We start from the raw sequence: 25,773 nt of genomic DNA on the forward strand, positions 1-25,773 counted from the left end.
GCTCAGGTAAAGGGAATGATCGCCGCCACGGCGATCAGGAGTGCGCCCGCAGAAATGTTGAGCCGTTTCAGGGCCTTCGGTGAGGACAGGAGCCCCCGCAGCTTTCCGATGAAGCCCGCCAGAAGCACGTTGCCAAAGAGCGGCACCGCCATCGACAGGCCGACGATGGCCCCAACGTCCCAGGGTGTGAGCGCCGTCAGATCGAAGAACCCGGGCAGCATCCCCATGTAGAAGAGGATCGCCTTCGGGTTCGCGAGGATCACGACAACGCCCGCCACGAAGCCCGCCCACATGCCGGGGCGGGTCAGGCGGCTGTCTGCGGCGATCTGTTTGTCGGCGTTTCGGATGATCGCTACTCCGAGCCAGAGAAAAAATCCCGAGGCCACGAACTTGAGGACCGTGGTCAGGCTCTCGAACTCGGTCGCGACCCAGGACATGCCGAGGATCGCCAGAAGCGGCCAGAGCGCATCCCCGATGGTCACCCCCAGAGCCAATGGCCAGGCCGCGTGGAAGCCGCCCGACAGGGCGCGCGCCAGAAGCGCCATCCAGACCGGTCCCGGGGTCAGGAACAGGACGAGCAGCGCAAAGGCGTAGAGCCCCAGATCGCCGGGCGACAGGGTCATGTCAGGGCGCCGTCCTCGTCCATCTCCCAGAACGGATTGTGGGCAAACTCCCACAAGTGGCCGTCGGGATCGGAGACATAGGAGCTATAGCCGCCCCAATGCGTCTTGAAGGGCTCGCTCACAGCCGTGGCCCCGGCCGCGACGGCCCGCGCGAACATCGCGTCCACCTCCGCCTCGGAGCCGAAGTTCTGCGCCAGCGTCATCGCCCCGGTGCGCAGGTCTTCGACGGGCCGCCCGGTTTCTTTCGCCAGCCCCTCGAGCGTGAAGAACCCGAATTTCATCCCGTTCATGGCATAGAAGGCCGCTTCGCCCTGATCGCTTTCAAGCTCCCATCCGAGCGCCTCGTAATAGGCGCGCGCGGGGGCAATGCTCTCCACCCCCAAGGTGATCAGCGTCACGCGATTGGTCTTCATGGTTCCACCTCTTCGACATGGCTCCGGCCGGCCTCGTCGCGCACCTCGATGTGTTGCGCCCGCGCGCCAAGCTCGGCAAACAGTTCCGGTCCCGTCCCGGTCAGGAACGCCTGCGCGCCCAGACTGACGATTTCGTCATAAAGCGCCGCGCGCCGGCCCGCGTCCAGATGTGCAGACACTTCATCGAGCAGCAGCATCGGCGGCGCCCCGAAATCACGCGCCAGCGCCCGCCCGTTGGCGAGGATCAAGGATACCAGAAGCGCCTTCTGTTCGCCCGTCGAACACTCCTTTGCGGGCATCCCCTTCTCGGCGTAAACGGCGGCCAGATCGGCCCGGTGCGGTCCGACCAGCGTGCGCCCGGCCAGCATGTCGCGCGGGCGGCTATCTGCGAAGGCGTCAGCCAGTTCGTTGCGGCTGCGCGGCCCGTCGTCGGCCCCCTCCGCATGCAAAAGCGTAAGGTCTGCAGCCGGGAACGCTGTCTCGGCCTCGCGCTGGCTGTCGATCAGCAAATCAAGCGTTCGCTCCCGGTTCGTCTGGATCGCCGCGCCCGCCTCGGCCATCTGCGCCTCCAGTGCGCGATACCAGAAGGCGTCGCGCTGTCCGTCCTTGAGGAGCCTGTTCCGTTCCCGCATCGCCTTTTCATAGGTGAGGACCGCTTCGCCATGTCCCGGCTCGAAACTGAGTGCCAGGCGGTCGAGGAACTTTCGCCGCCCGTCCGCCCCTTCGACCCAGAGACGGTCCATGACCGGGACCAGCCACGTCAGCCGCGCGATGCGCCCCAGCGCCACTTGCGGCGCGGGTTTGTCGTCGATGGTCACCTGCCGTGCGCTGCCCGGTTCCGCCCACGTTTCGACTTCGTGCACCTGATGCAGAGACCGGAGCACGCCGGAGACCTTCCAGCCTACCGCCTCCGGTCGTCGCGCCATATCGTCGGCGGCGGCGCCGCGCAGCCCGCGACCGGGGGACATGAGGCTCACCGCTTCGAGAATATTGGTCTTGCCTGCGCCATTGGCGCCAAAGATCGCCACCGGCCGCCCGTCGAGCGCCAGAGACGCCCGCATGTGCGACCGGAAATGCGAGAGCGTGAGAGAGGTGAGGTAAAGCCCCGTCACACCCGCATCGGCATGACGACATAGACAGCGCTCGTGTCGTTGCCTTCACGCATGAGCACGGGCTGTCCGGCGCTGTCGAAGAGGAAGGTCGCGTTCTCGCGGTCCACCTGCGAGGCGATTTCGAGCAGGTATTTCGCGTTGAATCCGATCTCGAGCCGCTCGTCGCCATAGGCCACGATCAGCTCTTCCTCGGCGGCCCCGGCATCGGGCGCATTGACCGACAGCACCAGCTTGTCCTCGTCGAGCGCCAGCTTCACCGCGCGCGAGCGTTCCGACGACACGGTGGCCACGCGGTCCACGGCCTTCGCGAATTCCTGGGCATCCACTTCCATCTTCTTCGTGTTCCCCATCGGGATCACGCGGGTGTAGTCGGGGAAGGTCCCGTCGATCACCTTCGAGGTGAGCGTGATGTCCGGCGTCGCGAAGCGCACCTTGGTTTCCGATACCGACACTGCGATCTGCATCTCGTCGTCGTCCAGAAGCTTGCGCAGCTCGTTCACGGTCTTGCGCGGCACGATCACACCGGGAAGCGCGTCGGCACCGGCGGGCAAGTCCGCGTCGATCCGTGCGAGCCGGTGGCCGTCGGTCGCGACACAGCGCAGCACGCGCCCGCCGTCGGCATCGGCCACATGCATGTAGACGCCGTTGAGGTAATAGCGCGTCTCTTCCGTCGAGATCGCGAACTTCGACTTGTCGAAAAGCCGCCGCAGGACGGGGGCAGGGCAGGAGAAATTCGCCGTGTATTCCGACGAGGCCATGACCGGAAAATCTTCCTTGGGCAGGGTCGCCAGGTTGAAGTGCGACCGCCCGGCTTCGATCGACAGGCGGCCCGAAGCCCCGTCGTCCGACAGCGTCACCATGGCTCCATCGGGCAGCTTGCGCACGATCTCGTTCAGCGTCACGGCGCTCACCGTGGTCGCGCCCGCGCGTTCGACCATGGCGGGGGCCTTGTCCACCACTTCGATGTCCAGATCGGTGGCCCGGAAGGACACGGTGTTGCCTTCGGCCTCCATCAGCACGTTGGCGAGGATCGGAATGGTGTTGCGGCGTTCAACGACCGACTGCGCCTGACCGACCGCCTTGAGCAGCGCGGCCCGCTCGATGGAAATTTTCATGTCCCACTCCTGACGACTATCGGGACGGCGACCTTACATCCGTCGCCGCCCTTCTCAAGGATTTTTCGCACTGTCTTTATGTTTTACAGGGGCGTCAAGGCCAAGGCGCACGGAACCGGAACCCCGGTTCAATGCTCCAGCGCGCGCTTGAGAAGGTCGAAGTCCTCGGCAAGCTGGTGATCGCTGCCGATGAGCTCTTCGATCTTCTTCACCCCGTGCATCACGGTCGAATGGTCGCGCCCGCCGAACCGCTTGCCAATGTCGGGATAGGAGCGGGTGGTCAGGTCCTTTGACAGCTTCATCGCCACCTGCCGGGGCCGGGCGATGGAGCGCAGGCGCTTGGGTCCGATCATGTCCGACAGGCGGATGCCGTAGTGTTCGGCCACCTTGCGCTGGATCTCTTCGACCGTCACCTTGCGGTCCGACTGCTTGAGCACGTCGGCGAGGCAGTCCTGCGCGGACTCCAGCGTGATTTCCTTGCCCACGAGCGACCCGAAGGCGAAGAGCCGCATGAGCGCACCCTCCAGCACGCGCACGTTCGTGGTAATCCGATGGGCGAGGAATTCGAGCACGCCGGGCGCGATCTTCATGTCCGGGAAGGCGCTCGCGTTCTGGGCCACCTTGGACTGAAGCACGCCAAGGCGCAGTTCGTAATCGGTGGGATGAAGGTCCACGACCAGACCACACTGAAGCCGGGACTTGATCCGTTCCTCGAGGTCCTTGATGTCCCCCGGCGCGCGGTCCGCCGAAATAATGATCTGCTTGTTCTGGTCCACCAGCGCATTGAACGTGTGGAAGAACTCTTCCTGCGTGGAATCCTTACCCGCGATGAACTGAACGTCGTCGACCATGAGAACATCGACCGAGCGGAACATGTGCTTGAAGTCCATCATCTGCTTGTCGCGCAGCGCCTGCACGAAGCGATACATGAACTGTTCCGCCGATAGATAGAGCACCCGAAGCTCGGGTTTGCGGGTGGTCATCTCATGCGCGATGGCGTGCATGAGGTGCGTCTTGCCTAGGCCGACGCCACCGTAAAGAAAAAGCGGGTTGAAGGTGACCGGCCCGCCTTCGGCCACGCGCCGGGCGGCGGCATGGGCCAGTTCGTTGGGCTTGCCCACAACGAAGTTGTCGAAGGTGAAGCGTTTGTCGAGCGGTGCACCGGGCAGCTCGCCGCCGTTTCCGACAGTCGGGGCCGCACTGGCAGGTGCGGCGGGGCGGCCGTTGCCGTTGGCTGGCGGCGGCGCGACGCGGCCCGAGGCCTGAGCCTTCGGCACCACGAATTCAAGCCGCGACACCTGCGCGCCGTCGCTCATCAGCTGCTTGAGGATCGTGTCCCCGAAATTACGCTGAACCCAGTTGCCCATGAAGTTGGTCGGCACAATGAAGCGGGCGACGCCGTTTTCGAGATCCGCGAACTCCAGCGGTGCGATCCAGTTGCGATAGTTGTTCGCCCCGACCGATTGTTCGAGTCTCTCACGTACACGTCCCCACATGTTTTCCGCCATATTCCTTGACCTGTCATTTCATGGATCACCCTCGTCCGGCCCAGTCCCGGATATACGAGGGCGACTACCGCTCTTTTCGAAAACGGACGCCTGAACGCGCCACTTAGCCCACTCCCTTGACGGGAATGAGGCGAACGCGGGCCAACAGTGGGTCATTGCCTGCCGGGAGCAGCCCGACAAACCTGTCAACGTCTTGCACGCCCGCAAAATGCAGCTTGCCGGCTATACATCAGTCAAAACTACCGGAGATGTCCCCTCAGATCCCCTCCGGTACGGTCCTCGCGTGAAGATCCCCATCTTCACCAACCGCCTGTCCCAAGTCAGCGACGTGAATCGCAGGGTCAAATTAGTTTCCCGGGGTAACGAGTCGCAACTGATCAATACGCTTGACTCAAAGATATGCAGGTCGAATCCGGGGCCGCTTTCACAAATGCAATTTTGCTCAAGTAATCATGGGGAGAATTGCCTGTCGGTGTGTCGTGATCACGAATCGAGCCGACCGAAGGGATGTGTCGCGGGTGCATCAACGCCGTGTCGGAGCCACGGTTCACGGTCTCTGCGACGTTGTGTCCGCCGATGTTTCGCCGCGTCTTTGGGCAGTCCGTCGAGCCCTCCAAAGTGGACGTAACGTCATGCCACCGTTCCGTCCAATTTGGTGCCCGCTGCCGATTCCCCGCCCCGAAACGCAAAACGCGGCGACCTTTCGGTCACCGCGTTCCAGTCTTCGGATCGAATCGCGCTCAGGCGAGCGTTTTCACCCGGTGGGCGAGGCGCGACATTTTCCGCGACGCGGTGTTCTTGTGATAGACGCCCTTGGTGACGCCCCGCATCAGTTCCGGCTGGGCGGCCTTCAGAGCGGCAGCGGCAGCGTCCTTGTCGCCCGAAGCGATGGCTTCTTCGACTTTGCGGAGGTAGGTGCGGATGCGCGAACGGCGGGCTTTGTTGACTTCGAAGCGGCGCTCGTTCTGACGTGCGCGTTTCTTGGACTGCGGCGAGTTGGCCATGGTGATCTTCCCTTCGTCGGGTTCGTTTCAATACTGTGTGCACGAGACAAATCCCGACCGGGTTCTCTACCGGCATCGTCCGACCAAGCGGGTCTCACGCGCATATGAGGGCTGCCTATAAGGCGTCTTTCCAGCTTTGTGAAGCCGATTCTCGTTCCTTGCATGAGACGCTGCGATCCCTGCCACTGCTTATGGGCATGCAAAATGGATCGCGTGCCCTTTACGCCTCGCCGCCTGACGCCAATATGCTGCAATGCAGCGAAAGGAAGGCGACAATGCCTAAGGACATCACGACGACCACCCCGATCGACGTGGCGCTTCAGGGCGGTGGGGCCCATGGCGCCTTCACCTGGGGGGTGCTCGACCGGCTCTTTCAGGACGAAACTCTCCGGATCGGTGCGCTGTCCGGCGCCTCGGCCGGGGCGATGAATGCCGTGGTCGCCGCTTCCGGGTTCATGCGGGGCGGGCACAACGCCGCACGGGAGGACCTGCGCATCTTCTGGACCGCCGTGAACAAGGCCGCGCGTCGCACGGCACCGTTCCTGCCGATCTTTGACCCGGTCTCCGCCTGGCTGCGCGCCTCGTCGCGATGGCTCGATACGCTTTCGGCCGGGCGCACGACTTTTTCCGCCTCGCCGCTCGCCGGGCTTCCCGCGCAGGACATGCTCCGCCGGATCCTGACCGAGGTCATCGACTTCGACGCCCTGCGCCGGCCTGAAGCCCCGCGCCTCTTCATCGCCGCGACCCACGTCCTGACCGGTCTCGCCCGAATCTTCACGAACGAAGAGATCACGCCGGAAGTGCTCCTTGCCTCGGCCTGCCTGCCCACGGTCTTTCCGCCCGTGACCATCGAGGGGGAGGATTACTGGGACGGCGGCTTTTCCGCCAATCCGCCGATCATGCCCCTGATCGAGAACACCGAAACCCGTGACCTCATCCTCGTCACCATCAACCCCTATCGGCGTCTGGGCACGCCCCGGCTCGCCACCGACATTCCCGACCGGATCAGCGAACTGACCTTCAACCAGTCGCTCCTGTCCGAACTCCGGGCCATCGCCATGCTGAAGGAAGAGTTTCAGGACGATCCCACCGCTTGCCGGATCGGTATCGTGCGCGCTGTGGCCCGGCTTCGGTTCCACGAAATCAACAACGAAGAGGCGATGGGCGAATACGACCCCGTCTCCAAGCTGTTTCCGTCATGGGGTCTTCTGACCGAGCTGCACGGGATCGGGGAGCGCACGACGGATCACTGGCTCAAGGCGCACCGCACGACCCTTGGCACCCGGTCCACCGCGCAACTGATCGAGCGTTTCGGCTAGATCAGGTCCCGCCAGTCGTGCTTGGGCGCGAAGCCCAGGAGTCTCTTGGCCTTGGCGTTGGAATAGAACGTCTCGCGCTCACCCATGTCGCCCCTCATTGGCACGCCCTCGTAGAATCGAGAAACCAACTCGGGCGTCGTCGCCGCCACCGAGTGGTGATCGTTGGCGACATTGAACACCTCGTATCCCAGCCCGTCGGTGCGCAGGCAGCACGCAACCATCTGGCCCAGATCCCGCGCGTCGATATAGGCGAAGATGTTGCGGCGGCGTTTCTCGGGATCGTTCACGAAGGTCGGAAACAGCGTCGCATATTCGTGCGGCTCGATCACGTTGTTGATCCGGAGGCCATAGATATCCGCCCCTGAGCGCGCCTGAAAGCTCCGCGCCGTCGCCTCGTTCACCACCTTGGACATGGCATAGCTGTCGTGAGGCACCGTCGGGTGCTCCTCGTCGATGGGGATATAGGCGGGCTTCATCTCGCCTTGGGCGAAGCAGATGCCATAGGTTGTCTCGGAAGAAGCGAAGATCACCTTTCGGACCCCGGCGCGCACCGCCGCCTCGAGCACATTGTAGGTGGCAAGCGTGTTGGTGCGATAGCATTCGGCGTCGGACGTCACGAGAATGCGCGGCACGGCGGCGAAATGCACGACGGCGTCGAAGCCGGGCTTCTCGGGTAGGTCCAACTCGTCCAGCCCCACGTAGTTCAGGACCGTGTCCATCACCTGACCCGGGTCGGTCAGGTCCACGTGGCGGGTCTCGACCCCCTCCATGTCGAGGGGCTTCAGATCGACGTTGAGCACGCGGTGTCCGGTCTCCACCAGATAGCGAACCGCATGTTTGCCTGCCTTGCCAGAGCCGCCCGTAAAAAGAATGCGCATGATGCCTCCTGTCCTACTGGCGACGGCCTAGCAGATCACTCGGCGCAGCGCACGTAGTCGAAACTGCCGGCGTTTTCGTCAACCCCGGTGTCGATCCGGGTGAGCCTGTCGCCCCCACCCGACAGGGTCAGGACCAGATCGCGTTCCCATTCCATGCCTTCGCCCGCAAAGACGAAATGGCCCTGCAGTTCCGAATCCGATCCGCCCGTGACCGACTCCAGCACGCCACGCGATTCGTAGAACCGGAGCGTGTCGCCTTCGACCACCATCAGCCCTTTCGCGATCGCGGGATCAGCGGTGCATTCCGTCGCGGTCAGCCCCCAGCGTCCCTGCATCGCCTCGGGAATGCCTGTGGGCACTACCTCTGCGCCCGCATCGGGCAGGCAACCGGGCACCGCGAACGGCAGCATCAGGATCAGCGCTTTCATGAGGTCCTCCTGTCTCTGGACACCCAAACGAAAGGGCGGCGCCGGGGGTTCCCCGCGCCGCCCTTGGCCGGCCAAAGGCCGCCGGATCACTTGTCCCGGAACTGGGGCTCGCGCTTTTCGATGAAAGCGCCCATGCCTTCTTTCTGGTCCTCGGTCGCGAAGAGCGAATGGAACAGCCGACGCTCGAACAGGACCGCTTCGGTCAGCGGCATCTGGTCGGCGCGGTGCACGGCTTCTTTGATCGCCATGACGGAAATCATCGACTTCTCGGCGATCTTCTTGGCCGCCCCTGTCGCTTCCTTCAAAAGCTCCTTGCAGGGCACCACGCGGGACACGAGGCCCGAACGCTCGGCTTCTTCGGCATCCATGAAACGGCCCGTGAGGTTCATGTCCATCGACTTGGCGCGCCCGACGAGCGCGGTCAGACGCTGGGTTCCGCCCATCCCGGCCATGACGCCAAGGTTGACCTCAGGCTGGCCGAATTTCGCGGTGTCCGACGCGATGATGAAGTCGCACATCATGGCCAGTTCACAACCGCCGCCCAGGGCATAGCCGCTGACCGCCGCGATGATCGGCTTGCGCACCCGCATTACGGCTTCTTCCTCGGGGGTGAAGAGATCGCCCAGGAATACGTCTGTGAAGCTCTTCTCCGACATCATCTTGATATCGGCGCCGGCAGCGAAGGCTTTTTCCGACCCGGTGATGATGAAGCAGCGCACCTTGTCGTTCTTCTGGCCCTCGGTCAGCGCCTTGCCGAGTTCGCGCAGGAGATCGAGGTTCAGAGCGTTGAGCGCCTCGGGCCGGTTGAGTTTGATCGTGCAGACGTATTGGTCCACGTCCACGATGATGTTTTCATATCCCATGAAGCCTCAGGTTCCTTCCATGCGGTTTCAAGTGGGACTCCTACCCACAAGATCGCCGCCCTCGCAAGTCACCTTTGGCAGGTCGGACAATAGAAGGACGACCGGCCCGATTGCACGATCCGCCCGACGGTGTCGCCGCAACCCTCTGTCACGCAAGGCAAACCTTCGCGGCCATAGACCCGGAAGGTGTGTTGAAAATACCCCAGTTCGCCGTCCGCCTGCCGATAATCCCGAAGCGAGCTTCCCCCGGCCGCGATGGCCTCGGTCAGCACGTCGCGGATGATCGGTACCAGCGCCGCGAAGCGCCTGGCCGAGATGTTGCGACAGCGCCGCGCCGGATGGATGCCGGCGCGAAACAGCGCCTCACAGACGTAGATGTTACCCAGCCCCGCCACGATGCGCTGATCGAGGAGCGCGGACTTGATCGGCGTGTTGCGCCCCTTGAGGGCGTCGACCAGATAAGTTTCGTCGAAGGCATTGCCCAGCGGTTCCGGTCCCAGACGGGCAAGAAGCATATGCACCGTCTCGCCCCCCTGCGGCAAAAGGTCCATCGCTCCGAACCGACGCGCGTCGTTCAGCGTCACCCGCGCGCCGTTCTCCATGTGAAGCACCACATGGTCATGTTTCTCGGTTGCGGGATGGTCGTGCACGAACTGCCCCAGCGGATCGCCGGAAATGAGGATCCGCCCGGACATGCCAAGGTGCAGCAGAAACACCTCGCCGGTGTCGAGATCGCCAAGGATATACTTCGACCGTCTGCGTAGCCCCGTCACAGTGGCCCCGGTCAGCCGCTCGGCCATCCGCGGCGGAAACGGCCAGCGCAGACCCTCGCGCCGAACCTCGGCCTGCGCGATCCGGACGCCGGTCATCGCCGGTTCCATGCCCCGGCGCACGGTTTCCACTTCAGGTAATTCGGGCATCCGTCCGCCTCTCGTGCCTGCTGCCTCGGTCCGCCGCCGACCCTATTGGCCTCCAGAGGAACCCTGCGACGTATAGGGGTTTGTCTCTCCGCCGTCATACGTATATCCCCAAGCAGACGAAAACGAGGCGCTATCCATGTCCGACCAGAAGACCACCCACTTCGGCTTTCAAACCGTGGACGAAGACCAGAAGGCCGGAATGGTCCATGGGGTCTTCACCAACGTCGCCTCGAAATACGACATCATGAATGACGTGATGAGCATGGGCATCCACCGGGTCTGGAAGGACGCGATGATGGACTGGCTCGCGCCGCGCGCCGGAACGAAACTGCTCGACGTGGCCGGCGGCACCGGCGACGTGGCGTTTCGCTACCTCAAGCGTGCGCCGGGCGCCCATGCCACCGTCTGCGACATGACCGAGGGCATGCTGATCGAAGGCCGCAAGCGCGCAGAGGCCGAGCAGATGGCGGGATCGCTCGACTGGATCGTGGGCGACGCGATGGCGCTGCCGTTCGAGGACAACAGCTTCGACGTCTACACCATCAGCTTCGGCATAAGGAACGTGACGCGCATCCCCGACGCGCTGTCCGAGGCGTTCCGCGTCCTGAAACCCGGTGGCCGGATCATGGTGCTCGAATTCAGCCAGATCCCCAACGACCTGATGCAAAAGGCTTACGACCTCTATTCCTTCAACGTGATCCCCAAGATGGGCAAGGTCATCGCGAACGACTCGGAAAGCTACCAATACCTCGTGGAATCGATCCGCCAGTTCCCGGATCAGGAGACCTTCGCGGCCATGATCCGCACGGCAGGGTTTGAGCAGGTCAGCTACCGCAACCTCACCATGGGCATCGCCGCGCTGCATTCGGGCTGGAAGATCTGATGCGCGGACCGATCAACATCTGGCGGCTCGTGCGAACGGGCGCGACCTTCGCGCGCACCGGCGCGCTTGGCGAAATGCTCGACGCGATGCGGGCGCCGCCGCTGATGCGGGTCACCGCCCGCACCGTGTCCTGGACCTTCGCCTGGCTCGGCAAGCGCGGCGATCCCGCGCTGCCGCCGGTGACCCGTGCGATCACAGCGCTGGGTCCCGCTTACGTGAAGTTCGGCCAGATCCTCTCGACTCGCCCCGATGTGGTGGGGCCGGAGATGGCCGAGCAACTGACCTATCTTCAGGACAAGCTCGACCCGTTCCCCACCTCGGTCGCCCGCGCCACGGTGGAGCGCGAGCTTGGCATCCGCATCGACGAGGTTTTCTCGGAGTTTTCCGATCCCATCGCCGCCGCCTCCATCGCCCAGGTCCACAAGGCGACGATCCGCGCCACCGGCCAGCAGGTCGCGGTCAAGGTGCTGCGCCCGCGCATCGAACGCGCTTTCCGCACCGACCTCGACGCCTTCCACTTCTCCGCCGCCGTCATCGAGTTCCTGCTGCCCCAGACCCGCCGCCTGCGCCCGCAGGACGTGATCCAGCACTTCGAAAACGTGGTCATGGGCGAGCTGGACCTTCGCCTCGAAGCCTCTTCGGCGTCCGAGTTCGCGGAGAACACCCAGAACGACGAAGGTTTCGTCGTGCCCCGCATCAACTGGAACCTGTCCTCGCGCCGGGTCATGACGATGGACTGGGCCGAAGGCATTCCCGCCAACGACCTCGCAAGCCTGCGCGCCTCGGGTCTCGACATGCCTGCGCTGGGCAACCGGGTGCTGCATCTCTTCCTTAGCCACGCCCTTCGGGATGGCCTCTTTCACGGCGACATGCATCAGGGGAACCTGAAGTTCGACGCGATGGGCAACATCGTCGCCATCGACTTCGGCATCATGGGCCGGATCGACGAATACACCCGCCGCGTCTATGCCGAGATCCTCTATGGCTTCATCAAGCGCGACTACATGCGCGTGGCCAAGGTCCACTTCGAGGCGGGCTATGTTCCTGCCGACAAGGATGTGGAGGATTTCGCCCGCGCGCTGCGGGCCGTTGGCGAGCCGATCTTCGGCATGGACGCCACCCATATCTCCATGGGACGGCTCCTGTCCTATCTCTTCGAGGTGACCGAACGTTTCGGGATGCAGACGCGCACCGAGCTCATTCACCTGCAACGCACCATGGTCATCGTCGAAGGTGTCGCGCGTTCGCTCAATCCCTCGATCAATATCTGGCAGGTCGCGCAACCCGTGGTCGAGGACTACATCGCCGGCTCCATCGGGCCCAAGGCGATGCTTGCCGATCTGGCCAAGACCCTGCGTGTGCTCGCCCGTTTCGCGCCCCGGCTGCCCGACATCGCCGAAGACCTGCTCATCAAACAGGCCGAGCCTCCGCGCGAGCTCGATCGCGCGCGCCCGCTTCGGGCCATGGGCTACTTTGCACTGGGCGGCGCGCTGGCGCTCATCGCGGTCACCATCGCGGAACTGCTCTGACCAGGCGTGCCCCGGCATTTCATCTTTCCTGAAAATACTCCGCGGGTGCTGCCGCAGGCAGCGGGGAGGATCTCCCTCGGGTGGCTCGCCAAGGGCGAGGCACCGCGCCCGTTTCGCCGCAGGCGAAATGCCGCAAGACCTGTACGCGCGTCAGCGCGTTCCGCTAGGTTTCCTCCAGCAGAGAGGCCTTGCCATAGCCCTCGTCGCCGCGGGCCGCGCGCCATCGGCAATAGGCCCGCATCCGCGCGGCATAGAGCGGGGCGAGCGCGCGATACCTTGCCGCGACCTCCTCGTTCCCATAGGCCGCGAGAAATCCCTCGACCTCTTCCGGGCTCAGGGGATTGTTCCCCGACATCCACTGCATGGCCGGCGACAGGAACACCGCGATATCGGCGGCCGCGTCGCCCGAGGCCGGGCATTGCCAGTCGATCAGAGTGACCTCGTCGTCATGCACCAGCACGTTGGCCGCTGTCGCGTCGCCGTGCAGGAAGACCTCGGTCGCTGGAGGCAGGTCGTCTGGCACCGGGGGCACTTTGCCCGACATGACGAGCGTCTGGCGCACCAGTTCGTTCTTGCGCAAGTCCGCGTGCGCGAGCCCTTCGGGGATCGGCTGGGCATGGAGCCGGGCGAGCGCCTTTGCCACGCCTTCAACCCCGTGTTCCGGGCGCCAGACCTCGCCTGTGACCCGGCGATAGACCACCGTGTCGCCCTCGGCGTCGATCAGCTCCGGGGCGAGGCCCGTGCCCTTCAGCACCCGAAGCGCCAGCCGTTCGGAGCGCACATCGTTGCCGAAGATGGGCGTTTCGCCGCCTTCTCGGAACCGTTTCACGATCCGCTCGCCCACGCGCCAGGTTTCGTTGGTGTTGCCTCCGGTGAGCAACTCCCAGTCGTCGGCCCCGTCGACCGCGCCCCGCGCGATCCAGAAATGGGCGAAATCAGCGTCCGGGGATGGCACCGCGCTTCACTCCTTTACCGTCCCAGTTCTCCATGGCCGCCATCGCTTCTTCCGCCGTTTCCACGAAACGAAAGAGCGACAGGTCGGCGGGCGAGATCGTGCCCGCATCGGCCAACGCATGCCAGTTCACGATGGTTTCCCAGAATTCACGTCCAAAGAGCAGAACGGGCACCTGCCGCATCCGCCCGGTCTGGATCAGGGTGAGCGCCTCGAAGAGCTCGTCGAGCGTACCGAAGCCCCCGGGGAAGACCGCGATCGCCTCGGCCCGCATCAGGAAATGCATCTTGCGGATCGCGAAATAGTGGAAGTTGAAGCAGAGCTCCGGCGTCACGTATTCGTTCGGCGCCTGTTCGTGCGGCAGCACGATATTGAGTCCGATGGATACGCCGCCCGCCTCCATCGCGCCCCGGCTTCCGGCCTCCATCACGCCCGGACCGCCGCCGGTGACGACCACCTTGGAGAGGTCCGGGGTCTTCAGCCCCTCTTCCGTCAGCATCCGGGCAAAGATCCGGGCTTCCTCGTAATACTTCGACAACCCCTGGAGCGTTTCGGTCCGTGCCAGATGCGCCATTTCGGGCGCGGGGATGCGTGCGCCGCCGAACATGACCACAGTGGACTTGATCCCGGCCTCGTTCATCGCGAGTTCCGGCTTCAGAAGCTCCAGTTGCAGCCGCACCGGGCGCAGTTCGTCCCGGGTCAGGAAATCCAGGTCGTCGAAGGCGAGCCGGTAGGTCGGGCTTCGGGTCTGCGGCGTGTCGGGGATATCGTGGCTCGCTCGCTGGTCCTCCTGGGAGTCCCGAAAGGGGTGCGCGCGGGAGCGGGTCTGTTCTGTCATTCTTGTCCTTCTTGGCCGGTCTGGCGGCGCTCTCATCCTCGATGCCGGGCACGCTCGGCGCGGTCCTTCGGCGGCCTTGCTGCATTGCGCGGCAGGGTTCGACCCACTATAGCCGTGCGCGAACAGACGAAAACCGCCAAATTCCGGCAATCCATCTTCGGGGAGAGACGATGTCCAACGCTCAGCTTGAAACTGCCATCGAAGCCGCCTGGGAGGCACGCGATACGATCACGCCCGCCACCACGGGCGAGACCCGCGAGGCGATCGAGGACACGCTCAATGCGCTCGACAGCGGCTCCCTGCGGGTGGCCGAGCGTCGCGAGAACGGCGACTGGCACGTGAACCAATGGGCGAAAAAGGCCGTGCTTCTGGGTTTCCGTATCAAGGATATGGAGATTCAGACCGGCGGTCCGCAGGGCGGGGCCTGGTGGGACAAGGTCGACTCCAAGTTCGCCGGATGGGGTGACAATCAGTTCCGTGCGGCGGGCTTCCGCGCCGTGCCGAACGCGGTCGTGCGCAAGTCGGCCTTCATTGCGCCGGGCGTGGTGCTCATGCCCTCCTTCGTGAACCTCGGCGCCTATGTGGACGAGGGCACGATGGTTGACACTTGGGCCACCGTCGGCTCCTGCGCCCAGATCGGCAAGGGCGTGCACCTGTCGGGCGGCGTCGGCATCGGCGGGGTGCTCGAACCCATGCAGGCCGGCCCCACGATTATCGAGGACAATTGCTTCATCGGTGCGCGGTCGGAAGTGGTCGAAGGCTGCATCGTGCGCGAGGGCTCGGTCCTTGGGATGGGCGTCTTCATCGGCAAATCGACCAAAATCGTCGACCGCGAGACGGGCGAAGTCACATATGGCGAAGTGCCGCCCTATTCGGTGGTCGTGGCAGGCTCCATGCCGTCGAAGAACGGGATCAACCTTTACTGCGCCGTGATCGTGAAGCGGGTGGACGAGAAGACTCGCTCGAAGACCGGGATCAACGAGCTTCTGCGCGACTGATCGCGCTGCGTCGATCCGCTGACAGGCCTCGCGCAATCGCGCGGGGCCTTTTTGTGTCCGGTCATTGGTGGGAAACGCGGGTCAAGTCGTCGAGCCCACCGGTTACGAGGTCCGTAATCCGCGGGTCGCTGGCCGGCAAGGCTCGACTCCTGACGCGGGACCGCGCCGCCCGAAAAAAGGGTCGGCCACGGCACTCGTTGAAACACCGACGCCTGTCTAGCGGCGGGGTCGCCCCTAATTATGGCCGACTTCGTACGTTTTCATGCCAAGCGCTGCGGACCTTGGCGTGATTGCCATGAATCAGGCCCTCGGAACCCGAGCACCCTTCGCGTCGTTGAGAGTGAGGACGCCGGGATCCTCCCGGATGCAGACTTGAAAGGTGTATTCACATGACCGGTATCGGCTGGCTTGCCGCCATCATCATCGGGGCCATCGCGGGGTGGCTTGCCGAACAATTCATGAAGTCCAACATGGGCCTCCTGATGAACATCATCCTCGGGATCGCCGGTGCGCTGATCCTGAATGCGATCCTCATGGCCGTTGTCGGCTCTACCCTTGGCGGCTGGCTCGGACAACTCGTGATCGGGTTCATCGGGGCTTGCCTGCTGATCGCCATCGCCCGCATGTTGCGCCGCGCGACCTGATGCGGGGTAAATTTCCATCGACGGAGGCGGGTGCCATTGCATCCGCCTTTTTCGTCTCCACATGTCCCGGGCGCGGGTCGTCCGCGTTGCCGGAGTCCCTCCCCCAATGCTCGATATCCTTCTTGTGGCCGTCGGCCTGATCGGCCTTCTGATCGGCGGCGAATTTCTTGTGCGTGGTTCGGTCGCGGTGGCCCGTGCGGCAGGTTTGTCGCCAATGGTGATCGGTCTGACACTTGTCGGCTTCGGGACCTCCGCGCCCGAGCTTGTCACGTCGCTTCAAGCTGCCGCCATCGGGTCGCCCGGCATCGCCGTGGGGAACGTCGTCGGCTCGAATATCGGGAACATCCTGCTCATTCTGGGCATCGCGGCCTCGATGGGGGTGATCGTGGTGGATCGCGGAGCCTTCGCGCGTGACGGTCTCGTCCTCGCCATCGCCTCGCTCGCGGCCCTCGCGGTTGTGCTTTCTGGCGCCATGAGCCGCCCGGCTGGGGCCGTGCTCTTCGCGCTCCTTCTCAGCTATCTGGCCTTCACGCTGATCTCCGAGCGTCGTCGTCCGCAGGCGATGGACGTCTACGAAGCCGAAGCCGACCTTCCAGCGCCGATGGCCACCTTTCCCGCCATCCTCACCACCATCGCGGGTCTTGCAGGCACGATCCTCGCCGCCAAGGCGCTGGTCACCGGGAGCGTCGGGCTTGCACAACTGGCGGGCCTCTCGGAAACGCTGATCGGCCTGACCATCGTCGCCATCGGCACCTCCATGCCCGAACTCGTCACCAGCGTCATCGCCATGCGCAAGGGCGAGGGTGACGTGGCCTTCGGCAACGTGGTCGGGTCGAACATCTTCAACATCCTGGGCATCCTCGGTATCACCGCACTGATCAGCCCGCTCGCCGTTCCGCCCGAGATCGCGCGCTTCGATATCTGGGTGATGCTCGCGGCCACCTCCGCCCTGATCGTCGCGGCTGTGTCAGGCTGGCGGATCACGCGGGGGGAGGGGGCCGTGCTCCTTCTGGGCTATCTTGTCTATCTCGGCGTTCTGATCGCCGGCGCCTGACCGGAACCATCGGAGGGGCCGCGTGTTGGCTTCCCGATGTTCTCCGCGCTTCCGACCCCCGTTCTCTTCACGCTCTTCGCGCTCGCCGGGGCGGTGGTCGTCGCGGCGTCGGTGAAGGCGACGCATCTCGCCGACATCATCGCCGACCGCACACGCATGGGCGAGGCGCTCGCAGGCGGGGTCATCCTCGGGGGTGCGACCTCGCTTTCTGGCGTCGTGGTATCAGTGACGGCGGCAGCGCAGGGCGACGCAAGCTTCGCCTTTTCGAACGCGGTCGGCGGCATCGCGGCACAGACCATGTTCCTCGCTCTCGCCGATCTCATCTATCGCCGCGCCAATCTGGAACATGCGGCGGCGGAACCGGCGAACATGTTCCAGGCTGTGATGCTCCTCATCCTCCTGAGCCTGCCCATCGCCGCCATGTCCGGCCCCGACATCGCCTATTTCGGCATTCACCCGGTCTCGATCGTTCTCTTCCTCGCCTATCTCGCGGGCGTGCGCCTATCGGCGGGCGTGCGCGAGCGACCGATGTGGCAACCTGTCGAAACCCGGGAAACCCGTCACGACACGCCCGAAAGCGCGGAAGAGGCCGAGAAACCTGTTGCGCGCCCGGCCACGCTCTTCGCGGCGCTCGCCGTGACCATGGCGATGGCCGGCTGGATCATTTCGCAGGTAGGCACCCAGTTCATCGACCGCTTCGCGCTGTCCTCCTCGCTCGTCGGCTCGCTCATCACGGCGGTGGTGACCTCGATCCCCGAGCTGGTGACGACGCTGGTCGCGGTCCGGCGTGGTGCACTGCAACTTGCGGTCGGCGGGATTATCGGTGGCAACACCTTCGACACGTTGTTTCTTGTCTTTTCCGACGTCGCCTATCGTGACGGCTCGCTGTTCCATGCGGTCGGGATGAACGACCTCTACTGGCTCGCGACGGGCATGTTGCTGACGGCGATCCTGCTGGGCGGGTTGATCTTGCGTCAGCGCGAAGGTCCGGCGCGGATCGGCATCGAAAGCCTGCTCATGCTGGTGGTCTATGCCAGTGCCGTCGCGGTCGAGGTGACCGCGAATGGATAGGAGCCCCGTGTCCTTCGAGCGGTCCCGTTCGCCCGCGCCGCTTGACACGCGCCCCGCCCCGTCGCACCCATCCCTCAGGCGACCGGAGGCTGGCATGACCGAAACAGCGGAAAAACCGAAAAAACCGAAGCGGCCCCAACAGGTCTTCACGCTGCTCGTCGAAGTGGGCCGCCACAAGGACGACGGCCTGCCTGACGGCAGCACCGGCGCCGCGCTCATGTGCTATGCCTCCGGCGTGGACGAGGCCGAAGCCGTGCGCGAGACAGTGGCGATCCTGAAGCAGGCCGACCTCGCGCCCCTCGATGTCACCGGCTACGGCACGCTCGAGGAACGGCTGGAGATGGGCCATGACATCTCGGAGGAGGAGCGCGACCTGATGGCACGGGCGCTGGCCGAGAATTCGGTCATCGTGGCCCAGATGACGCCGTTCTTCGAGGACGGCAAGAATGGCTGACCGCCTCATTCAGGTCATCGCGGGCAAGGACGACATCGGCACCATCACCAAGTGTTTCGAGGACCTGCCGGAAGAACATTGGTATTGCATGCCGGCCGGTGACGGCGACCGACAGGCGGTGATCGCTGCGCTCGACAAGGTCGATCTGCAGGACGTGCTCGACGCGATTTCCGAGGCGATGCAGGGCCGTGAGGGCTGGACGCTCCATGCGCTCCCGACCGAGGCGAGCCTACCCGAGGTCGACGAGGAAGAGGAAGAGCGCGTCGCGCAGGCCGAAAGCGCCAATGCCCGGGAAGAGATCTACAACGACATCCGGGCCGGCACCGCGCTGACGGTCGATTACCTCATCATGACGGGGCTGGCGACGGTCGTGGCGGCGATCGGGCTCTTGCAGGATCAGGTCGCCGTGGTCATCGGGGCGATGGTTATCGCGCCACTTCTGGGGCCGATCCTCGCCTTTGCCTTCGCCACCACCATCGGCACCGTGCCCCTCATGCTCATCGCGCTTCGGGCGCTTGGCGCGGGGCTGCTGGTGGCCATCGTCGCGGGCGTCGCGCTGGCCTACATCGTTCCGTTCAACGGCGAGTCGTCGCTGCTCGACTACACGGGCGAGTTGTCCCTGATGACCGTCGCCCTGCCTCTTGCATCCGGCGCCGCGGCGGCGCTCATGGTCGCGGGCGGGCAGACTTCGGGTCTGGTCGGAGTGATGGTCGCCGCCGCGCTCCTGCCGCCGCTGGCGGCCTTCGGGCTTCTGTTCGGCAACGGCAACTATGTGCAGGCACTTCGCGCCTTCGCCACGGTCATCATCAATATCGCTGCCATCAACCTCGCTACGCAAGGTGTGTTCTGGCTCAAGGGCATCCGCCCTCGAAAATGGGAAGGCGAGAACTACGCGACGTCCATCCGCATTTCGCTCGGCTCGTCGGTCCTCGTCGTTCTCGTCCTTGCGGGCGCGGCCATCGCTGCAGACCAGGGCTGGGCGTGGTTCGGATGAGCACCGTCTTTCTCGATCTCGACGGCACCCTCACCGATCCGAAGCCGGGGATCACACGGTCGGTGATCCACGCCCTTCAGCGCCTTGGCCTGCCCGCGCCCGAGGAGGACGAACTGACATGGGTCATCGGTCCGGCTCTCATCGACAGTTTCGCCCGGCTCGGCGTGTCGGAACCCGACATCGCGCTGGCGCATTACCGGGAACGGTTCTCCACCGTGGGGCTTTTCGAGAATGCGCCCTTCGACGGCATTCACGACGTTCTGGACCGGCTCGCCGCGTCGCATCGCCTCTGTCTCGCTACCGCGAAACCGCATGATTTCGCGGTCCGGATCACCGAGAAATTCGGCCTCGACCGCCACCTTGCCGCGCAATTCGGCCCCGAGCTCGACGGCACCCGCAACGACAAGGCCGAGCTTCTGGCCTATGCGCTCGACACCCTCGGGGCGGACCCTGCCGACTGCGTCATGGTCGGGGACCGGCACCACGATTTCGACGCGGCGCGGGCCAACGGGATGGCGAGCGTCGCGGTGACCTGGGGCTACGGGACTGACGAGGAATACCGCGGCGCGACCGTGATCTGCCGGACGCTCGCGTATCTGCCGCAGGCGGTGGACGTCGCGCTCGGGATGGACTGATCGCGCCTGGATATGCGGATCAGCCGCCTGGCTGCACCACGACTTCGAACATCTCGGGCACGTCGGGATTGGCGGACGAGAACATGTCCTCGAGCGGGATCACAAGCTGGGCGGTCTTGCCGTCGTCCACGATCTCGCCGCTCGTTTCGATGATCTCCTCGCCCCGCACCCGTATCGTGATTGCGTGGCCCACGAAGGCGTCGCCGAACATCATCGCCATCTGGGCGCGTTCTTCAGGGCTGGGCATGTCCGCGGTCATGTCGGAAAGGTCGAAGCTGACCCGGACATAGCCTTCGGGCGTTTCTACCATGCTCACGCCTTCGCTCATGCCCAGATCGCTGTTCGGATCGGCGACTTCGGCCATCAGGGCCTCGAGCGTGCGGACGTCGGACTGCGCACAGGTATAGGACCCGTCGGCGTTCACGGTCCCGACGCCGTCCTTGCAGGGATCTTCACCCATGGAAGCGGCCATCTGATAGACATCCGCCCCCATCGTCATCACCGCATCGAGGCGCACGGCCTCGCGATCCGTGAAATCCGCGGTCACATCGGCGTCGAAGCAGGCCGCGAGGGGCAGGGTCAGGGCCAAGACGGCCAAGGCTAGGAAACGACGCATCAATGTTCTCCAATGGACTCACGGGGCACCTTGGCAGGGGGTGCCGGAACTGTCTAGCGGTGCAGGACCATCGCCAGACTGCGCGCCTCGTGGTCCGAAAGGCGATGGCGGGCAAAAACGCGGTGCATCGGCAGCGCGGTGACCGGAAGATGCGCCAGAGCGGTGGCGGAAAGTCGCGTCTTGTCGAGCGCGATCTGGCCAACGAAAAGGCTCTCGGACCAGACCGTGTCATGCAGCAGGCAATCATGCTGGTCGAGCAACACCTGGTAATAGGTCACGAGCTTCGCGCGTTCGTCCGGGCAGGCGGCGTGACTGCCGACAAGACGCCGCGTCTCAAGCAGGACGTCGTCTTCGCCCAACATGTATTCCGCTTCGGCGCCGCCCACCCGGATGCGGTGGTCGGGCGCCATCGTGAGATCGTTCTCGAGGCCGAAGAAGGGCGCGCGCAGGCGCACGGGGCGGAAGGCCCCCAGCGCCGGGACCGTGCGCTTGGTGATCCAGCGCACCGGCTGGACGCCCGAACTCGCCGTCACGACACTGTCGCCCAGCCTCAGTCGCTCGATCGGCACCGCGCCCGAGGGCGTTTCGACCGGCGTGCCCTCGCAGATGCCGGCGCCAAGCCCGATCGGCTCGACCTTGTCCGACACTGCGAGGAAGACGCAGTCCTCGGACGTCTTCGACTTGTTCCCGTTGCGCATGATCGTCATGGCATCGAGCACCGGCATCGGCAGCGGGTCGTCAAAGTAAGCGACGTGGAACTCGCCAGAGGCGATGAATTTGATCGCGAGACGCGCCCAGCGTTGGGGCCCGTTCCAGCTGTAGTAAAGCCGGACGCCCGTATCCTGATGAGGCACCGGGAAATCGAGGGACGCATCAATGCGGGACCGGCCTTGCACCGCCTCGACCTCGAACTTGCCCGAGGCATGAAGGGTAAGTGACAACTCCCGCTTCCATTCGCGGTGACGGGCGAAGCGCAGGACCTCTTGCGGCGTGTCTTCGGTGGCGAGAAAGCGGGTTTCGACGATCAGCGTGCCTTCGGCGAGGATCGCGTTCGGCAGCTCTTCCTTGACTGCTTCGGACTTGGGCGTGCCGATCCCCGCAGGGTTGAAATGGGCGCGCTTGAGGTCGGTCAATCCAATCCAGCTCATGCCGCGGCCCCCTGCGGCAGGAGAAGCCGCGCTTCGTAACCCTTGAGCATCTTGCGGGCCGCCGCCGGAAAACCGGTTCCCGTCACGGGGTCGAGCTCAGGGAACAGAGACAGGATCTCGGCGGCGATCTCTGCTTCGAAGCCACCGATGATATGCGGACCGGGCAGGAAGCTCTCGGTCGCGAGCCCTTCAGAATAGATCACCTGATGCCGGTCGAAGAGTACATGGACATAGTCCACATCACCGCCTTCGACCCGGCGCACGCTGCGGTCGTTGACGAGGTTCTTCGCGGCGATCAGCACTTCAGGCTCGCCGAAGAGAAGTTCGGCCATCCCGTCGCGGATGAGGACCCGGTGAAGCGGCGACAGGCGCAGCGTGCCATGGGTGCCGAAGGTGTTGGCGCGAATTTCGATGGGGGCGAACAGTCCCGTGGCCGCGACCCGCCGCATGCCGATCCAGCGCACCGGCTGCGGTCCCTGATCAAGGGTGAGCACGAGATCGCCGGGGCTGAGGCTTTCAACCGGCACCGCGCCCGAGGGGGTGTCGATGCGCGTGCCCGCGACGAAGCAGGGGATCGAGTTGATCGTGACGAAGGCGCTGTCGGACGCGCCGGCGCCACCGCCGGAGGCGACCGTGTAGGAAAAGTTCACCGACTCGATGTCGGTGCCGTTCACGACCGTGAAGGTGCCGTTCGGGTTCAGCGTCACCTGCTGACCGGTGGTCAGGGTGACGGTATCGCCCGCGACCACGGCGATTCCGTTGACATGGGTGATCGTCAACGTCGAACTGCCCGGGCCGTCGTCGTTGGACAGGACGTCGATGGTTTTGGTCCCGCCCAGCCCGATGGACAGTTCATCGTCATGCGCGATCACGGCCGATTGCCCGGACTCCGCGGCGATGAGCAGGGTGGAATCGTAGCTCGCGTCGCCCACGTCGGCGATGCCGATACGGATCGTGTTCACCACATTGGGAATGACCGACATCTTCACGGTCATGGTGACGGTGAACCCGTCCATCTCGGTGTTGTATTGGTCACCGGTATTGGAGACGTAGAGGTTCTCGTTCGACGATCCGTTGATGTTGCCGACCGAGGACTTGCCGGTCCCGATGGTCATGGTCGCGGGCTGGCCATTGACCCAAACGCCGACGATGTCGTTGTAGATCGAGCCCGCGTATTCCGGGTATTCTTCCGACGAGAACACGAACTGAAGCGAAATCGTGTCGCCTGTCGGGATCACGTCCGCCGTGATGTAGCTCGCGTCATAGGTCGAGGCCCCCGCGAGCGCGTTGAAGAGCGCGTTGTTGTTCTGGCCCGAGGTATCGGTCGACGTCGAGGCGGATCGATTCGGGTCGCCGTTGCGTTGAGTGAAATCGGCAAGGTTGCCTGTCGAGAGCAGAACGCCGCTGTCCGCCGGCGTGATCTCGGGCGAGACGGTGTCGCCGTTGGAATAGATGCCGGAGGACCGATTGTCCCCGGTATAGGTCGCCGATACGACCGTGACGCCCTCGCCGAAGATGGTGTTCGCCATCTGCAACGCCGACGCGCCCGTGTTGATCGGGAGTTCCTGTCCCGTCGCCATACGCTCTGCCCCTTGCCCCGGACGGCAGAGACGGTTCAGCCGGGCACAGTGCCCGCTTGTCCTGAAAGTCCGCTCGGTGGTCCCCGCTTTTGCCGCGTCTAGATGGACCGCACCCCTGCCTCGGGATTTGTTATGAGCCGACTATGGGGCAAAATGGGCAACCTGTTAACGGACTTGTTCATTTTCGCTGCGCAGGGAGAAGACCCTGTCGCAGGCCTGCAACATTTGCGCCTTCGGACAGGGGACGGTAAGTATCGCGGGCGCAAGGAGAAAACCCCATGGTCGAACGTCACGCTGTCGAGATCACCAGACGGTTGATCGAATGCCCTTCGGTTACGCCGGAAGAAGGCGGGGCGCTCGTCTATCTGGCGGAGGTGCTCGAGCAGGCGGGCTTTGCCTGCACCCGCGTCGACCGGGGCGGGATCGCGAACCTCTTCGCGCGCAAGGGCCCCAAGGGCGCGGGAAGGACGCTGGGTTTCAACGGCCATACCGATGTCGTGCCGGTCGGGGACACGGGCGCCTGGACGGTGCAGCCCTTTGGTGCGGAAGAGCGGGACGGGATGCTCTGGGGCCGGGGCGCGACCGACATGAAGTCCGGCGTGGCGGCCTGGGTCGCAGCGGCCGCGGCGGCCGATCTGCCCGAGGACGGGGCCCTTGTGCTGGCCATCACGGGCGATGAGGAGGGCGATGCCACGGACGGGACCGTGGCGCTGCTCGACTGGATGGCGGCCAACGGCGAAGCGATGGACGCCTGCATCGTGGGCGAGCCGACCTGTCCCGAGGTCATGGGCGACATGATGAAGATCGGGCGACGCGGGTCGATGACCGCCTTCTTCACTGCGCGCGGCGTGCAGGGGCACGCAGCCTATCCGCACCGGGCCAAGAACCCGGTGCCCGCGCTCGCCCGGCTGGTCGCGCTGCTCGATACCCATGTGCTGGACGACGGTACCGATCATTTCGACGCCTCGACCCTGGCCGTCACGACGATGGACGTGGGCAATCCCGCGACCAATGTGATCCCGGCCGAGGCCCGCGCCACGGTGAACATCCGCTTCAACGACGCGCATACCTCTTCCGGGTTGACCCGTTGGCTCGAAGAGATGGCCGACGAGGTGGCAGCACAGACCGGGATCGGAATTTCCATGACGGTGAAGGTTTCGGGCGAAAGCTTCCTCACCCCGCCCGGTGCCCTGTCGGACCTCGTCGCCGCGGCCGTCGAGGTCGAGACGGGGCGGCGGCCGGAAATGTCGACGAGCGGCGGAACCTCGGACGCGCGCTTCGTCAAGGACCACTGCCCGGTGGTCGAATTCGGGCTGGTCGGAAAGACCATGCACCAGGTCGACGAACGGGTCGAGATCGTCCAGATCGAACAGCTCGCGCGGATCTACGAGCGGATCATCAGGGACTTCTTCCGCTAAAGCGTTCCTTTGCTTGGGGTTGGACTGTTAACCTTTGGCAGGGGGCGGGGTCTCATAAGGGCCTGATTTCGCTCTGGTTTTAAGGAATCCAGGATTCTAGAATTCCGGAATCCTGAAACACCTCTTGCGCCTAATGCGGCCCGCCCCTGAAACCCGCGCCAATTGCCCGACCACAACCTAGCTCAGCGTGACCCCCGCCGCCCGCATGTCCTCCAGCGCCCCGTCGAGCGAGCCGTCGAGGTCGATGGCGCGGCAGGCCGACAACTTCACTTCGACCTCGAACCCAAGTCGCACCGCATCGAGGGCCGACCATGCGACGCAGTAGTCCGTGGCGAGACCCACCAGGGTCAGCCGGGTCGCGCCGCGTGTCCTCAGGTAGCCTTCAAGCCCTGTCGGCGTCTGATGGTCGTTCTCGGAAAAGGCCGAGTAGCTGTCGATCTCCCTGCGAAACCCCTTGCGCAGGATGAGATCGGCGGGATCACGGTCCAGAGCTGCGTGGAACTCCGCCCCCGTGCTGCCCTGAAGGCAGTGATCGGGCCAGAGCACCTGCGGCCCGTAGGACATTTCGAGGACTGAAAAAGGGGCACGCCCGGGGTGGGAGGAGGCGAAGCTCGAATGCCCGGCGGGGTGCCAGTCCTGCGTGAAGACCCGGATCGGAAACTGCGGCAGCATCCGATTGATGTAGGGCACGACCTCGTCCCCTCCCGCCACGGCGAGCGCGCCGCCGGGGCAGAAATCGTTCTGCACGTCGATGACGATGAGCGCGTCCATGACGG

The 25,773-nt window shown here is 64.6% G+C and carries 27 protein-coding genes; 11 read left to right on the forward strand and 16 right to left on the reverse strand.

What is annotated here, in order from left to right; genetic code table 11:
* Nucleotides 1–2: 2 nt before the first annotated feature.
* The 6 genes from KJP29_RS01965 to rpsT form a co-directional block, all read right to left on the reverse strand.
* The gene (locus KJP29_RS01965) at nucleotides 3–623 is read right to left on the reverse strand and encodes a LysE family translocator (protein WP_218461869.1); all 621 of its coding nucleotides are present in this window, start codon (nucleotides 621–623) and stop codon (nucleotides 3–5) included.
* A complete protein-coding gene (locus KJP29_RS01970) occupies nucleotides 620–1,036 on the reverse strand; it encodes a VOC family protein (RefSeq protein WP_218461870.1) in 417 nt (138 codons plus the stop codon). The genes KJP29_RS01965 and KJP29_RS01970 overlap by 4 nt, the downstream gene beginning before the upstream one ends.
* Complete coding sequence (gene recF, locus KJP29_RS01975) at nucleotides 1,033–2,148, reverse strand: DNA replication/repair protein RecF (RefSeq protein ID WP_218461871.1); 1,116 nt, start codon at nucleotides 2,146–2,148, stop codon at nucleotides 1,033–1,035. Before recF ends, KJP29_RS01970 begins: the two co-directional genes overlap by 4 nt.
* Nucleotides 2,145–3,263, reverse strand: coding sequence for a DNA polymerase III subunit beta (gene dnaN / locus KJP29_RS01980; RefSeq protein WP_218461872.1), 1,119 nt, complete (start codon nucleotides 3,261–3,263; stop codon nucleotides 2,145–2,147). The genes recF and dnaN overlap by 4 nt, the downstream gene beginning before the upstream one ends.
* Nucleotides 3,264–3,391: 128 nt before the next feature.
* The gene (gene dnaA, locus KJP29_RS01985; protein ID WP_218461873.1) at nucleotides 3,392–4,771 is read right to left on the reverse strand and encodes a chromosomal replication initiator protein DnaA; all 1,380 of its coding nucleotides are present in this window, start codon (nucleotides 4,769–4,771) and stop codon (nucleotides 3,392–3,394) included.
* A gap of 740 nt (nucleotides 4,772–5,511) precedes the next feature.
* Nucleotides 5,512–5,775 carry a 30S ribosomal protein S20 gene (gene rpsT, locus KJP29_RS01990; RefSeq protein WP_218461874.1) on the reverse strand — a complete coding sequence of 88 codons (264 nt, stop codon included), beginning with the start codon at nucleotides 5,773–5,775 and terminating at the stop codon, nucleotides 5,512–5,514.
* 275 nt (nucleotides 5,776–6,050) lie between these two features.
* On the opposite strand from rpsT, the gene KJP29_RS01995 reads away from it, so the two are divergent.
* Complete coding sequence (locus tag KJP29_RS01995) at nucleotides 6,051–7,094, forward strand: patatin-like phospholipase family protein (protein WP_218461875.1); 1,044 nt, start codon at nucleotides 6,051–6,053, stop codon at nucleotides 7,092–7,094.
* On the opposite strand, the gene KJP29_RS02000 is transcribed toward KJP29_RS01995, so the two are convergent.
* The 4 genes from KJP29_RS02000 to mutM all read right to left on the reverse strand — a co-directional run bounded on the left by KJP29_RS02000 (nucleotide 7,091) and on the right by mutM (nucleotide 10,183).
* Nucleotides 7,091–7,972: an NAD(P)-dependent oxidoreductase gene (locus KJP29_RS02000; RefSeq protein WP_218461876.1), complete on the reverse strand. Its 882-nt coding sequence runs from the start codon at nucleotides 7,970–7,972 to the stop codon at nucleotides 7,091–7,093. The genes KJP29_RS01995 and KJP29_RS02000 overlap by 4 nt on opposite strands.
* A 35-nt stretch (nucleotides 7,973–8,007) precedes the next feature.
* Nucleotides 8,008–8,400, reverse strand: coding sequence for a hypothetical protein (locus tag KJP29_RS02005; RefSeq protein WP_218461877.1), 393 nt, complete (start codon nucleotides 8,398–8,400; stop codon nucleotides 8,008–8,010).
* An 86-nt stretch (nucleotides 8,401–8,486) separates the two neighbouring features.
* The gene (locus tag KJP29_RS02010) at nucleotides 8,487–9,263 is read right to left on the reverse strand and encodes an enoyl-CoA hydratase (RefSeq protein WP_218461878.1); all 777 of its coding nucleotides are present in this window, start codon (nucleotides 9,261–9,263) and stop codon (nucleotides 8,487–8,489) included.
* Between the two features lie 68 nt (nucleotides 9,264–9,331).
* Nucleotides 9,332–10,183, reverse strand: coding sequence for a bifunctional DNA-formamidopyrimidine glycosylase/DNA-(apurinic or apyrimidinic site) lyase (mutM, locus tag KJP29_RS02015; RefSeq protein ID WP_218461879.1), 852 nt, complete (start codon nucleotides 10,181–10,183; stop codon nucleotides 9,332–9,334).
* Nucleotides 10,184–10,319: 136 nt separating this feature from the next.
* Between mutM and ubiE the strand changes: the two genes are divergently transcribed.
* Both ubiE and ubiB read left to right on the forward strand, forming a co-directional pair.
* Nucleotides 10,320–11,066, forward strand: a complete 747-nt coding sequence (gene ubiE, locus KJP29_RS02020) for a bifunctional demethylmenaquinone methyltransferase/2-methoxy-6-polyprenyl-1,4-benzoquinol methylase UbiE (protein ID WP_218461880.1) — start codon at nucleotides 10,320–10,322, stop codon at nucleotides 11,064–11,066.
* Entirely contained in the window at nucleotides 11,066–12,595 is a 1,530-nt protein-coding gene (ubiB, locus tag KJP29_RS02025; protein ID WP_218461881.1) for a 2-polyprenylphenol 6-hydroxylase, read from the forward strand. Before ubiE ends, ubiB begins: the two co-directional genes overlap by 1 nt.
* 163 nt (nucleotides 12,596–12,758) lie before the next feature.
* On the opposite strand, the gene KJP29_RS02030 is transcribed toward ubiB, so the two are convergent.
* Together KJP29_RS02030 and KJP29_RS02035 are read right to left on the reverse strand one after the other, a co-directional pair.
* The gene (locus tag KJP29_RS02030) at nucleotides 12,759–13,550 is read right to left on the reverse strand and encodes a phosphotransferase (protein WP_218461882.1); all 792 of its coding nucleotides are present in this window, start codon (nucleotides 13,548–13,550) and stop codon (nucleotides 12,759–12,761) included.
* Complete coding sequence (locus KJP29_RS02035; protein ID WP_218461883.1) at nucleotides 13,531–14,385, reverse strand: TIGR00730 family Rossman fold protein; 855 nt, start codon at nucleotides 14,383–14,385, stop codon at nucleotides 13,531–13,533. Before KJP29_RS02035 ends, KJP29_RS02030 begins: the two co-directional genes overlap by 20 nt.
* Nucleotides 14,386–14,555: 170 nt before the next feature.
* Here KJP29_RS02035 and dapD point away from each other — a divergent pair, with 170 nt between their 5' ends.
* From dapD to KJP29_RS02070, 7 genes are all read left to right on the forward strand, one after another.
* Nucleotides 14,556–15,383, forward strand: a complete 828-nt coding sequence (gene dapD, locus KJP29_RS02040) for a 2,3,4,5-tetrahydropyridine-2,6-dicarboxylate N-succinyltransferase (RefSeq protein WP_218461884.1) — start codon at nucleotides 14,556–14,558, stop codon at nucleotides 15,381–15,383.
* Between the two features lie 389 nt (nucleotides 15,384–15,772).
* Entirely contained in the window at nucleotides 15,773–16,027 is a 255-nt protein-coding gene (locus KJP29_RS02045; RefSeq protein ID WP_218461885.1) for a GlsB/YeaQ/YmgE family stress response membrane protein, read from the forward strand.
* A 106-nt stretch (nucleotides 16,028–16,133) separates the two neighbouring features.
* Entirely contained in the window at nucleotides 16,134–17,081 is a 948-nt protein-coding gene (locus tag KJP29_RS02050; RefSeq protein ID WP_218461886.1) for a calcium/sodium antiporter, read from the forward strand.
* 36 nt (nucleotides 17,082–17,117) lie between these two features.
* Nucleotides 17,118–18,152 (forward strand): sodium:calcium antiporter, encoded by a 1,035-nt coding sequence (locus KJP29_RS02055; RefSeq protein WP_218461887.1) that lies wholly within the window; start codon nucleotides 17,118–17,120, stop codon nucleotides 18,150–18,152.
* A gap of 94 nt (nucleotides 18,153–18,246) precedes the next feature.
* On the forward strand, nucleotides 18,247–18,606 hold the full coding sequence (locus KJP29_RS02060) for a hypothetical protein (protein WP_218461888.1): 360 nt from the start codon (nucleotides 18,247–18,249) through the stop codon (nucleotides 18,604–18,606).
* Nucleotides 18,599–19,600 (forward strand): TIGR00341 family protein, encoded by a 1,002-nt coding sequence (locus KJP29_RS02065; protein WP_218461889.1) that lies wholly within the window; start codon nucleotides 18,599–18,601, stop codon nucleotides 19,598–19,600. The genes KJP29_RS02060 and KJP29_RS02065 overlap by 8 nt, the downstream gene beginning before the upstream one ends.
* Nucleotides 19,597–20,235, forward strand: coding sequence for an HAD hydrolase-like protein (locus KJP29_RS02070; protein ID WP_218461890.1), 639 nt, complete (start codon nucleotides 19,597–19,599; stop codon nucleotides 20,233–20,235). The genes KJP29_RS02065 and KJP29_RS02070 overlap by 4 nt, the downstream gene beginning before the upstream one ends.
* 19 nt (nucleotides 20,236–20,254) lie before the next feature.
* On the opposite strand, the gene KJP29_RS02075 is transcribed toward KJP29_RS02070, so the two are convergent.
* From KJP29_RS02075 to KJP29_RS02085, 3 genes are read right to left on the reverse strand one after another with little or no spacing between them, the layout of a single operon-like run.
* Nucleotides 20,255–20,851: a hypothetical protein gene (locus KJP29_RS02075; RefSeq protein WP_218461891.1), complete on the reverse strand. Its 597-nt coding sequence runs from the start codon at nucleotides 20,849–20,851 to the stop codon at nucleotides 20,255–20,257.
* 53 nt (nucleotides 20,852–20,904) lie between these two features.
* Nucleotides 20,905–21,999: a Hint domain-containing protein gene (locus KJP29_RS02080; RefSeq protein WP_218461892.1), complete on the reverse strand. Its 1,095-nt coding sequence runs from the start codon at nucleotides 21,997–21,999 to the stop codon at nucleotides 20,905–20,907.
* Entirely contained in the window at nucleotides 21,996–23,579 is a 1,584-nt protein-coding gene (locus tag KJP29_RS02085; RefSeq protein ID WP_218461893.1) for a Hint domain-containing protein, read from the reverse strand. Before KJP29_RS02085 ends, KJP29_RS02080 begins: the two co-directional genes overlap by 4 nt.
* 278 nt (nucleotides 23,580–23,857) lie before the next feature.
* Between KJP29_RS02085 and dapE the strand changes: the two genes are divergently transcribed.
* On the forward strand, nucleotides 23,858–24,997 hold the full coding sequence (gene dapE, locus KJP29_RS02090) for a succinyl-diaminopimelate desuccinylase (protein ID WP_218461894.1): 1,140 nt from the start codon (nucleotides 23,858–23,860) through the stop codon (nucleotides 24,995–24,997).
* 177 nt (nucleotides 24,998–25,174) lie between these two features.
* Here the strand turns inward: dapE and pncA are convergent, their stop codons facing one another.
* Nucleotides 25,175–25,768 (reverse strand): bifunctional nicotinamidase/pyrazinamidase, encoded by a 594-nt coding sequence (gene pncA, locus KJP29_RS02095; protein ID WP_218461895.1) that lies wholly within the window; start codon nucleotides 25,766–25,768, stop codon nucleotides 25,175–25,177.
* Nucleotides 25,769–25,773: the final 5 nt, after the last annotated feature.

It is taken from the genome of Maritimibacter sp. DP1N21-5, assembly GCF_019218295.1.
Classification (GTDB): Bacteria; Pseudomonadota; Alphaproteobacteria; order Rhodobacterales; family Rhodobacteraceae; genus Maritimibacter.